Below are 11995 nucleotides of genomic sequence, written 5' to 3' on the forward strand. Positions count from 1 at the left end.
AAATTGCAGCATCGGTGCATTGTCAAGCGTTATTTTGATGCACGGCTGATGGATTGAATTGAGTTGTCATTTGATGCACTTTGGTTATATTAGTGGACGTGTTTTGAGATGCTCTGCCCTCTTCTCAAGGGCGCGATCGCCACTAGGTATATATCGAGGAGAATCGATTGTTAAAAAGGCTTAATTCCGGCAATTCCGGTATTAGGTTTAAGGCAGCCTATCCGAGGAAAAGGCAAGCTCTGGGTTCGCCTGAGCTGCCTTGATTTCATCTCACTTTCACAAAGTTTGATTCGTAGCGGGATTTGAGCGTTTCATGAGAGATGTTTTGCCTTGAATCGAGCGACTCTTTTGTCGAGGCAAAAAGTAGCGCGGGGACTCGTCAGCCACAAGCGCTGCTGACGAGGATCACTCAGCCGGTGCGCCCTTCTAGACTTCCACGAAATTCGAGGCAGTCATAGTATTAGTATTCACCCCAGTCAGGACGGCTAAAACGTCACTACCCATAAGAATCTCATTCCCCGAGAACGACAGATTCCCAAACGTTAAACCCTCAGTCAGACCGATTTTGTCGGTACCCAAATTGAAGTCAGTAATCGTATCGATGCCCTCGCCGGAGGCAAACACGAAGATATCCTGGCCGTTGCCATCGGTCAAGGTGTCGGTACCGGGTCCACCCGTCAAGGTGTCATCGCCATTGCCGCCATCGAGTAAGTCGTTGCCCGCACTCCCGACTAGAAAGTCCTTACCATTGCCGCCAATCAAGGTGTCGTTTCCGGCATTACCGATGAGGCTGTCGTTACCCCTGCCGCCGATGAGGATGTCGTTCCCTTCTGTACCCGTGAGAGTGTCGTTGCCGCTGCCACCAATTTGAGTACCGCCGACGGCGACACTGACAAGAGCGCTGCTGGTGCCGCCAAAGCCATCGCTGATGCTGTAATTAAAACTGGCGTTACCCGTGAAGTTAGTGCTGGGGGTGAAGATGACATTGCCATTAGAGAAGGTAACGCTGCCATTGACAGCATTACTGACCTCCGTCAGGCTGAGGCGATCGCCATTGGGATCGGTGTCGTTGGCTAACAGAGTAGAAGCCTCCAGGGTGACGGCAGTATTTTGAGCCGTGGTAGCGCTGTCGGTGTTAGCCACGGGGGGTTGATTGGTGGGAGTCGTTCCCTGACCAAACAGCACATAACTTTGCCCTGCACGGTTGATGCCGTTGGGGGAGGCACCTAATGCCCCGATAATCAGGTCATCAAAGCCATCGCCGTTGACGTCCCCGGCGCTGCTGACCGACCAGCCTGATTCGTCAAAGGCCGCGATGCCGTTAATCGCAAAGCCGTTGCTGCCGTTGAGCGTGGACAGGCTGAGGCCCGCACCAAACCCACTGTTGCTGCCAAACACCACATAACTTTGCCCTGCATAACGGATGCCGTTGGGGTCGGCACCAAATGCCCCGATAATCAGGTCATCAAAGCCATCGCCGTTGACGTCCCCGGCGCTGCTGACCGAGAAGCCTGATCGGTCATACGCCGCGATGCCGTTAATCGCAAAGCCGTTGCTGCCGTTGAGCGCGGACAGGTTGAGGTCCGCACCAAACCCACTGTTGCTGCCAAACACCACATAACTTTGCCCTGCAACACTGATGCCGTTGGGGGAGGCACCCTGTGCCCCGATAATCAGGTCATCAAAGCCATCGCCGTTGACGTCCGAAGCGCTGCTGACCGAGAAGCCTGAGGAGTCAGACGCCGCGATGCCGTTAATCGCAAAGCCGTTGCTGCCGTCGAGGGTTGACAGGTCCAGGCCCGCACCAAAGCCACTGTTGCTGCCAAACACCACATAACTTTGCCCTGCATTGGTGATGCCGTTGGGGTCGGCACGGTTTGCCCCGATAATCAGGTCATCAAAGCCATCGCCGTTGACGTCCGAAGCGCTGCTGACCGACGAGCCTGAGTAGTCATACGCCGCGATGCCGTTAAGGGCAAAGCCGTTGCTGCCGTTGAGCGCGGACAGGTTGAGGCCCGCACCAAAGCCACTGTTGCTGCCAAACACTACATAACTTTGCCCTGCACGGTTGATGCCGTTGGGGTCGGCCCCGGTTGCCCCGATAATCAGGTCATCAAAGCCATCGCCGTTGACGTCCCCGGCGCTGCTGACCGACAAGCCTGAGAAGTCAGAGTCCGCGATGCCGTTAAGGGCAAAGCCGTTGCTGCCGTCGAGGGTTGACAGGTCCAGGCTGCCACCAAAGCCACTGTTGCTGCCAAACACCACATAACTTTGCCCTGCAGCACTGATGCTGTTGGGGTCGGCATTTCTTGCCCCGATAATCAGGTCATCAAAGCCATCGCCGTTGACGTCCCCGGCGCTGCTGACCGACAAGCCTGAGAAGTCAGAGTCCGCGATGCCGTTAAGGGCAAAGCCGTTGCTGCCGTTGAGCGTGGACAGGTTGAGGCCCGCACCAAAGCCACTGTTGCTGCCAAATACTACATAACTTTGCCCTGCACTGTAGATGCCGTTGGGGTCGGCACGGTTTGCCCCGATAATCAGGTCATCAAAGCCATCGCCGTTGACGTCCCCGGCGCTGCTGACCGACCTGCCTGAGTCGTCATTCGCCACGATGCCGTTAATCGCAAAGCCGTTGCTGCCGTTGAGGTCTGACAGGTTGAAGGTTGGTTCAAACATAGTGTTAGTTCTTCCTTGTTAGGTTAGTTGAAAGTTTTCACATCCCGACTTCTTTCCAGAAGTCGGTTTTCTTGCTTTAGCCGCCGATCGAGATCACGCGGCGAATTTCGTCAGTTTTCAACCCGATCGCGATCGGTTGCAGCACTCGAGCCCCTACTGAGCCTTCACAGACTCTCTAAACCGTGACGAAATTCGAGGCAGTCAGAGTATTAGTATTCACCCCAGTCAGGACGGCTAAAACGTCACTACCAATAAGAATCTCATTCCCCGAGAACGACAGATTCCCAAACGTTAAACCCTCAGTCAGACCGATTTTGTCGCTCTCCAAATTGAAGTCAGTAATCGTATCGATGCCGTCGATGGCGGCAAACACGAAGACATCAGAGCCGTTGCCACCGGTTAAGGTGTCGGTACCGGGTCCACCCGTCAAGGTGTCACTGCCATTGCCGCCAATCAAGGTGTCGTTTCCGGCATTACCGATGAGGATGTCGTTACCCCAGCCGCCGTTGAGCGAGTCGTTCCCTTCTGTACCCGTGAGAGTGTCGTTGCCGCTGCCACCGATTTGAGTACCACCGACGGCGACACTGACAAGAGCGCTGCTAGTGCCGCCCTTGCCATCGCTGATGCTGTAATCAAAGCTGGCGTTACCCGTGAAGTTAGTGCTGGGGGTGAAGATGACATTGCCATTAGAGAAGGTAACGCTGCCATTGACAGGATTACTGACCCCCGTCAGGCTGAGGCTATCGCCATTGGCATCGGTGTCGTTGGCTAACAGAGTTGAAGCCTCCAGGGTGACGGCAGTATTTTGAGCCGTGGTAGCGCTGTCGGTGTTAGCCACGGGGGGTTGATTGGTGGGAGTCGTTCCCTGACCAAACAGCACATAACTTTGCCCTGCATAAATGATGCCGTTGGGGGAGGCACCCCTTGCCCCGATAATCAGGTCATCAAAGCCATCGCCGTTGACGTCCCCGGCGCTGCTGACCGATATGCCTGAGCTGTCCCTCGCCGCGATGCCGTTAATCGCAAAGCCGTTGCTGCCGTCGAGGGTTGACAGGTTGAAACTGGCACCAAAGCCACTGTTGCTGCCAAACACCACATAACTTTGCCCTGCAGAACTGATGCCGTTGGGGTCGGCATCCCTTGCCCCGATAATCAGGTCATCAAAGCCATCGCCGTTGACGTCCGAAGCGCTGCTGACCGAGAAGCCTGATTGGTCATTCGTGTCGATACCGTTAATCGCAAAGCCGTTGCTGCCGTCCAGGGTTGACAGGTTGAAACTGGCACCAAAGCCACTGTTGCTGCCAAATACTACATAACTTTGCCCTGCCTCGCGGATGCCGTTGGGGTCGGCCCTGGTTGCCCCGATAATCAGGTCATCAAAGCCATCGCCGTTGACGTCCGAAGCGCTGCTGACCGACCAGCCTGATTCGTCACCCGCCGCGATGCCGTTAATCGCAAAGCCGTTGCTGCCGTCGAGGGTTGACAGGTTGAAACTGGCACCAAAGCCACTGTTGCTGCCAAACACTACATAACTTTGCCCTGCAGCATTGATGCCGTTGGGGGAGGCAAAGCGTGCCCCCCCGATAATCAGGTCATCAAAGCCATCGCCGTTGACGTCCCCGGCGCTGCTGACCGACTTGCCTAAGTTGTTATTCGCCCCGATGCCGTTAATCGCAAAGCCGTTGCTGCCGTTGAGCGTGGACAGGTCCAGGCCCGCACCAAAGCCACTGTTGCTACCAAACACTACATAACTTTGCCCTGCAAAGAAGACGCCGTTGCGGGAGGCACTTGGTGCCCCGATAATCAGGTCATCAAAGCCATCGCCGTTGACGTCCCCGGCGCTGCTGACCGAGAAGCCTGAGAAGTCCAAGGCCGCGATGCCGTTAATCGCAAAGCCGTTGCTGCCGTTGAGCGTGGACAGGTTGAGACCCGCACCAAAGCCACTGTTGCTGCCAAACACCACATAACTTTGCCCTGCACCAAGGATGCCGTTGGGGGAGGCACCGCGTGCCCCGATAATCAGGTCATCAAAGCCATCGCCGTTGACGTCCCCGGCGCTGCTGACCGAGATGCCTGAGTAGTCATAGGACGCGATGCCGTTAATCGCAAAGCCGTTGCTGCCGTTGAGCGTGGACAGGTCCAGGCCCGCACCAAAGCCACTGTTGCTGCCAAACACTACATAACTCTGCCCTGCCAAACCGATGCCGTTGGGTTTGGCAGTGGGTGCCCCGATAATCAGGTCATCAAAGCCATCGCCGTTGACGTCCCCGGCGCTGCTGACCGAGTAGCCTGAGTCGTCAAACGCCGCGATGCCGTTAATGGCAAAGCCGTTGCTGCCGTCGAGGTCATAGAGGTTGAAGGTTGGTTCAAACATAGTGTTAGTTCTTCCTTGTTAGGTTAGTTGAAAGTTTTCACATCCCGACTTCTTTCCAGAAGTCGGTTTTCTTGCTTTAGCCGCCGCCGATCGAGATCACGCGGCGAATTTCGTCAGTTTTCAACCCAATCGCCATCGGTTGCCGCACTCCGGGCAAAACTTGCACGTCGTATAATTCCTCTACAACTCCTTCAATGCGTAACGAGTGGACGATATCCCCACTTCTGAGGTCAATCACCAGCAGTCCACATCGGGCTTGGGCCTGTTTTGCCTGCAACTGCTCATCCAAGGCCAAACCGGAAAACGTCTTGTTGTGCCTGGGTTTGGATATCCCCACCACAGCAAAATCCCCGCAGAAACTCAAACCCCGCAGATATCCCGGACAAAAGGCTACCGCTTCAAATACTCCCCGTTCCAGGTCTAGATAACCAAATTCCCCACGACCTGAATTGAGCAACCACAGTTTATCGTTGTACCAACGCGGTGAGTGAGGCATCGATAAGCCTGTGCCGATCGCCTGATTGGTGCTAATATCCACCACGCAGCCGCCATCTTTGCGTTTATCCCGCCAGCCATCCGCCACATCCGACTGACTCACTGCCGTGACGTAACGGGGTTGACCGTCTCGCATCGCCAAACCATTGAGATGGCATCGGTCTTCTGCAGCTAATTTGGAAATAAACGGCGGTTTCCAGAAGGGGACAAAGCTTTTCGTTTCACTAATTGTGGCAAGGCAGCTAAATAGGGTATTGACGAAGACTACCCCCCCTAACTCCCCGTTATTAAGGGAGGGAACTTGTGGTTCTACTTGTTGGTCCCCCCGAAGCTTGGGGGGCTGGGGGGGTTCCACCAGCACTACATCATGAATATCTAAATCTCCCGTGATATACCCCACTTGCGGTACATAAACGGCATCGTAACCATCCGCTATTTGTCCCGGTTCTAGGGCATTTTCAAGCCGCCACAGTTGATACAGCGAACTCATATACAGGCTGCTGTTGTGGGCATACAATCCCATACACCGTTCAAATGTCCGTTCAAATACCGACAGTTGCCCGTTTTGTCGCAATCCAATGAAAAAGACCTTCCCCGCCTGATAGGTGGTGAAAACTAAACTGAGATTTTGTGAAGCTAACCAGGGAGTGAACTGCCGAGAGGTGTTGATTTCAAAAGCGGGTGTGGCGGTTGTACCTACTGCCTGTGGGAAATTACTAGAGGAAGCTGCAGTAGATTGTGGAGTGCGATCGCTATTTGGCATTAATGACATAGTTCAATCTCTATGTGTACGTGGTTGATGGAGTCACCTGATGAGCCGCCTAAATTAGCGATCCTATCTTCAGGAATGCTTTGGACTGACTCATTGAGTCCCCCCGTGACCTCGATTGCCTCTTGAATTCGGTCTTAAGCTCGATCTCTGCTTTCTTTCACAAGCCGAGGTGAACTTGGGGCGGCTAGGGGGATACCCTCAAAACAAGTCGCCTATCAATTGATTAATTCAATCTTGCGATCGGCTAATAGTATTATTTATCGCCTCACTACAAAAAGTCTATCCGATCGCACTCCAAGCAAAATGTAAATATATAAAACTTCATCTGTTTTTCACGAGTTCACCTGAACAAATTCACTGAGTTAATAAAAGAGTAAATCTGTCAATTCACAAAACTTGAGGAGTTTACGGGTTTGAGATGTAGTGGTGCCAGAGGTAGGGTAGCGAGACGATCGCTGGATCGATCGCCCTGGTATGAAAAAAGCCATATAGCCTCCTACTGTGTTTTCTGGCGGTTTTCCATTAGACCTCTTGCAAAAATCCTTTTCCTCAATTGATGGGACGGGCAAGTGCCCATCCCACAAGAGTTATTTTTTCTTGTGGGATGGGCATCTTGCCCGTCCTAATTATTTTTGCAAGACGTCTATTGTCTGAGGTACGGCAGGCTGGTTTCATTCGTCCCGCCGCAGGTTTCAATCTGATCCTGAATTACCCATTTTCTGCCTGACTTCTGATCAACTTTTGCACGCTGGCTAAAGCTCGATTTAATTCATAACTTTTTCTTTCTGAATTCTGCAAAAAAGCCTGCTGTTCTTCTTCAATCATTAACACATCCTGCCGCACCAAACCATCTAATAACTTTTTAGCAGCACCGAAACAACTATCTTTGATAAACCTGCGAAACCAAACAGGCAATTTGTGCAGCCGCCAAAACGCATTTAATGAGGTAAAGTGAATTAAATAAGCACGAGTTGCTGTCTCGCTCACCGGACAAACCAAGCAGTAAATCTTAAAGTCGCTCCCCAAAGTTGAAACCCAGTGCGGGTAAACATAACTCACCTCCAGCGGTTCCGGGTGCAGTCGGCGCAGAGACTTAAAAAATAACTGAGAAATTGACCAAATTTTATCTATTTTGTAATAACTTTGTGCCTGATAGCGAGCAGTTACTTGATGCTCGTTTTCTTCTAAAGTATCTAACACCGGATTTGCCCAAGCTTGCCAATCATCATGCAAGTGTCCGTGGTACATATCCATCAAGTTTTCAATTAAAAATGAATAGTGTGCCTGACAGTCGATGACTGAAACTGTGGCAATATAATTGAGATGTTCCCACTCTGGCAAATCCAGTAAATGAGTTTTTTCGGCTTGCGTTTCCTCGCCGGGAAACAGCCAGATAAAACCGTTTTGTTCCTTGACTGGATAGGAGCGAATTTTGCAGTTAGGTAGCTTTTGATTTTCTGCTAAATAATCGACTTCGGCGCATTCTCCCCTGGCATTTAACCGCCATCCGTGGTAAGCACATTCGATTAAATCGCCTTTAACTTGGCCGTGGCTGAGTTTAACTTGCCGGTGCGGGCATCTATCTTCTAAAGCGTTGATTTTGCCTGCACTGTCGCGGAAAAGTACGATCGCCCGATTCCAGATTTTCGCAGCGACGGGCCCAGTTTGCACCTCGCTGCTGCAGGCGATTGCATACCACCGATCGAGATTAATGCCCAACTGGCGGATGTGAGTTTTTTGTTCCCTTGCAGATATCGATTTTATCGCGTTGTTTTGCATTACAAATATTCCCAAATTACGCCCATAAAACCATCCAATTTTACAAAATAACAGCCGGGAAAGCAACGACTGTAATTTTTTTTAAATTGCCGTTCTGACAAATACCTGCTGCTAGCTAAATATTTCAACCAGCTTGGCGAAAGTCTAAATCTTAATAATCTTAAAGCCTTGCGAACTCCGTAGGTGGAACAGTCGGGAATAAAATCTCTCACTGCACCTACTATGTAGCATATTGTAGCAGGTGTTTCGCCTTCCGATATATTATCTAAAAAGACGATTTTTCCTTGCGGCTTTAACAATTTTTTAAGTTCTGAGAGGGCGGCGGGGAGGTTGGGCAGTTGGTGAAAAGTGCCAGCACTAACTATTAAATCAAATTGGCGATCGATCGCTAATTCACTCGCATCCATTTGGAGGTACTCGATATTGGGGGCTGAGCGTTTTTGACTGGCGATAGCCAGCATTTTTGCTGATAAATCGACGGCGACTACATTATCGTAATATTGGGCTAATTCAAAAGCAAGAATTCCCGAACCGCAGCCAATATCTAATGCTGCACCTTTGCTAGCTGATAGGTTTTTAGTAAAGAAATCGTTCTGGCTTTGCAAGCTGGCGGCGAAATCGTATTCTGTTGCAAAAGCATCAAACATTACAGATTTATTGCGATTTTTGCAGTTACTCTTCAGCATCTATTATTGCTTTATACTCATTCAATAATATTTTAACCGCATATCCACCCCCCTCAACGCAGATATTTTTTTGGGTGGCAAGCTGTGCCTTTTCTCCTCAGCGAAACCACGCCCGCAAACCGTAACTCATCTTAAAAAAACAATGAAACTGTAGGCCCGTGCTCCAAACTCTTAGGTCATCAGTCCTTCACAATTCTTCATTCTTTAATCTAAAATTTAAAATGCTATGGCTGGGGGCGGGTTTTACCGAGAATAGCAGCCGATAATTGAGGGTTTATAAAACCCGCCCCGCTACAAACCTTAGATTTTTAACACGCCTTCGGGATTCACCGTCAAGAGCGATCGCCTCTGCAAACCCTCCTGATATAAAATAGCATTAGCTGCCAACAAACCGCTGCTCACTGCCCTTTCCATTAAACCGCAAGGAAACGGCATTTTTACCCAATCTCCCGCAAACAAAAGATTGGGAACAGCGCAGCAAGTTTCTGGTCTTTCTGCATAACTACCGGGCGGATATCCCGAAAAATTCTTTTGATTTACCAATTCCCGGTGCAGCAGATTTGCCTCTTTTAATTCCGGTACAATTTCGTACAATTCTTGCTCAAAAGTCGCCAGCAAAACTTGCTGGTTGGGAAATTCCTTCTCCTTGTAACAATAAGCGTGCAGTTCCACTACACTACCGCCAGTTTCCTGATTCCACTCGATGAACTGATCCTGAATTTTGTGGTAAAGCGTAATGCTGTCAGTCAGTTTGTAGCCGGAAAGCGAAGTGAAATTGCTGTGTTCCCAGGGAAATTCGCGATCGAACCAAAAGCGGCCCACCGCAAACGGATCGGCTATTTTCAAGCTCTCGATCCGGCCCTGCACCTGCGGATTCACCTCACCGCGGCTCAAACTAAACAAATGCTGCATCCCCGGAACATCTGCCGCAAAAACATAGTAATCAGCCTTCAATGTTTCTCCCAAATTTGGCGACGGCGATTGGTTAACTGCTGCGGCAAACTGTACCTCATCTGCTTTTTGATCGACTACCTTAAATCGAGGCAAATCCCGCTGAGCTGGCCCGCTGACAACTCGCCCTTCTGCATCAAAAACTGCCCCGTGACAAGGACAGTGAAATTGACCGTCGTTCTGTTTCTGAACTGTGCAGCCTTGGTGAGTGCAGCTCAGAGAAATTGCCTCTTTTCCCGACGGTGCGGCGGCAAATACGCTGTCTCCAGCGCCGAAATACTCGGTAGAGTTGCTGTCAGTTAACAGCGCGTTTCGCTTCACCCAAAAAGGTATTTTACTTTGCACCTCTCCCGACTGGTAACTCAGAGAATCAATCTGACCGTTTTCCCAGCGAATTTCACTGACTGCGACATCTGTCAATACTTTACCGCCTTTGCTTTCAATGGCTTTGGCAATAGGCTGCACCAAACTCGTGCCCATATCTTGCCGCGTACCGTTGAAGGCCAAACCCTCGGGATTTCCGAAAAAGTAAAAGTGGAAAAATTGCATTAATTCTCCCGCGCTCAATTCGTCGGGAGCGTTGAGGCTGGACTTGGCAAAAGGCAGAAAATACAAGTCATAAAGCCCGCGCGGAAATTCACCTTTTACCCAGTCGGCAACTGATATATTGTCGAGGCGATCGAAACTTTTTTTAGTCTGAAAACCGCCGATTTCCCGAAATACTTGCCAGTGAGCGGGTTTTGTAAGATTGATTCCCCACTTGAGCCGGTTGGGAGAAGATATCCCCAAGTCAACTATATTCCAGGGAAAAGCTGAATGGTTGGGACGAAAAACTTCTGGTTTGTATTTGCCCTCTCGAAACACAACGGCGTAGGATTCTAAAGATACAAAGTTATCGGTAATTTCTAGTTCTTCAACCACACTTTTGAGGTTGTAGTATTGCGGAAAAAAACCGTGGAAACCGTGTTCCATCATAAAAGTTTCGTTGCCGACTTGTATCGGCCAACTAGCAATTTTACCGCCGAGTAGGGGCGATTTGTCCAGCAGCGTCACGGCGAAACCCCGCTGACTGAGCTCGTAAGCACAGGCGAGCCCTGCCAAACCTGCCCCTACAACTGCAACGGTTTTGCGGTTATTCAGCATTCGCGGCAAGTCAAGAGAATCTTGCACAAAAACGGCGGGCTCTGGCTTGGAAAATCGAGAGTAGCCCAGCAGCCCGCCGGCACCGACTCCGAGGAATTTGAGGGCGGTGCGTCGAGAAACTGGTTGAGATAGCGGTGAATTGGTTGATTGACTCATCAGCGGTACGCGGTAACGGGCTTTAAACACAAATACGCCATAAGGCATATATCATAGACCGAAATCACGATATGTGAAGAAATACTAAGACACATTCCCCAGTCGGATCGCGATCGCACTAGGCACGGTTCGATCGCACACAATCTATAGCAGAAGGAAGAAGGGTTTAGTTATCGTCGCGAGAGAAGGAAGAAGCGATCGACCGCATACTGTAAAATTATCTAAATAATTAATTACATTTACATATCACTTAGGACTGTGGGTGATTTAGGTCACAATTGGATAATAAATCAGGAAAAGTACAATAAATTTTGGAGTTTTTAACCGCCGATGGCGTCGGTGCCAGAATTAACATATATCAATATGAAAAACGGGAAAATTTGGTGTTTATTGGTAGCGTTAACAGCATTTTCGTGCTGCGTGCAAGTACCTGTCTTCGCGAATTTTGCCGCCACTCAAATCAATGGCAAAACAGAAATATTCCGCCGCCAACTTTTCGCCGCCCCAAATCTATAATCCGCCGGACTTTACCGCCAAGCTTGCAATACTTTTCTCCCAATTTTAGAGCGGGCTGACTTTGATTGTTTCAACTTAATTAACAACCCAATATATCCGGCCGAAAAAGCAATTAGTTAAAATTTACCCAACAGTGAAATCGCCGCATCTGGCTTAAGAATTTTAGGCGATGTATTGCGGCTGACTGGTGCTTTTTAAAATTCACAAATCCTCGAGAACCCGAACTCAAGAAAAACCCTCAAATTGAAACATTAGTATTTGTACGAGACGGGAATTTGGGGAATATACCGATGACAGTGCTTTAGAACGGGAAAGCCGAGAAGTATTTAGGATCGCGAATTAAATAACTTACAATTTTAATTATTATTGTGAGATGGGCGTCCCGCCCCGCCATTTTTGACGGGGGGGTCGCCCCACCCACAAAAAAGTGGAAGTTAATTAATTAAA

The 11995-nt window shown here is 50.0% G+C and carries 7 protein-coding genes; 1 reads left to right on the forward strand and 6 read right to left on the reverse strand.

Annotated features, from left to right (window positions below):
• Positions 1–426 precede the first annotated feature (426 nt).
• The 6 genes from ACUVJL_RS21605 to ACUVJL_RS21630 form a co-directional block, all read right to left on the reverse strand.
• Positions 427–2676 carry a beta strand repeat-containing protein gene (locus tag ACUVJL_RS21605; RefSeq protein ID WP_445247708.1) on the reverse strand — a complete coding sequence of 750 codons (2250 nt, stop codon included), beginning with the start codon at positions 2674–2676 and terminating at the stop codon, positions 427–429.
• 175 nt (positions 2677–2851) lie between these two features.
• Entirely contained in the window at positions 2852–5050 is a 2199-nt protein-coding gene (locus ACUVJL_RS21610; protein ID WP_445247709.1) for an Ig-like domain-containing protein, read from the reverse strand.
• A 76-nt stretch (positions 5051–5126) separates the two neighbouring features.
• The gene (locus ACUVJL_RS21615) at positions 5127–6317 is read right to left on the reverse strand and encodes a TIGR03032 family protein (RefSeq protein WP_445247710.1); all 1191 of its coding nucleotides are present in this window, start codon (positions 6315–6317) and stop codon (positions 5127–5129) included.
• A 708-nt stretch (positions 6318–7025) separates the two neighbouring features.
• The gene (locus tag ACUVJL_RS21620; RefSeq protein ID WP_445247711.1) at positions 7026–8096 is read right to left on the reverse strand and encodes an aromatic ring-hydroxylating dioxygenase subunit alpha; all 1071 of its coding nucleotides are present in this window, start codon (positions 8094–8096) and stop codon (positions 7026–7028) included.
• Positions 8096–8743, reverse strand: coding sequence for a class I SAM-dependent methyltransferase (locus ACUVJL_RS21625; RefSeq protein ID WP_445247712.1), 648 nt, complete (start codon positions 8741–8743; stop codon positions 8096–8098). Before ACUVJL_RS21625 ends, ACUVJL_RS21620 begins: the two co-directional genes overlap by 1 nt.
• 339 nt (positions 8744–9082) lie before the next feature.
• On the reverse strand, positions 9083–11032 hold the full coding sequence (locus ACUVJL_RS21630) for an FAD-dependent oxidoreductase (RefSeq protein ID WP_445247713.1): 1950 nt from the start codon (positions 11030–11032) through the stop codon (positions 9083–9085).
• 311 nt (positions 11033–11343) lie between these two features.
• Between ACUVJL_RS21630 and ACUVJL_RS21635 the strand changes: the two genes are divergently transcribed.
• A complete protein-coding gene (locus ACUVJL_RS21635) occupies positions 11344–11607 on the forward strand; it encodes a hypothetical protein (protein WP_445247714.1) in 264 nt (87 codons plus the stop codon).
• Positions 11608–11995: the final 388 nt, after the last annotated feature.

The organism is Microcoleus sp. OTE_8_concoct_300 (assembly GCF_031383065.1).
GTDB lineage: Bacteria > Cyanobacteriota > Cyanobacteriia > Cyanobacteriales > Microcoleaceae > Microcoleus.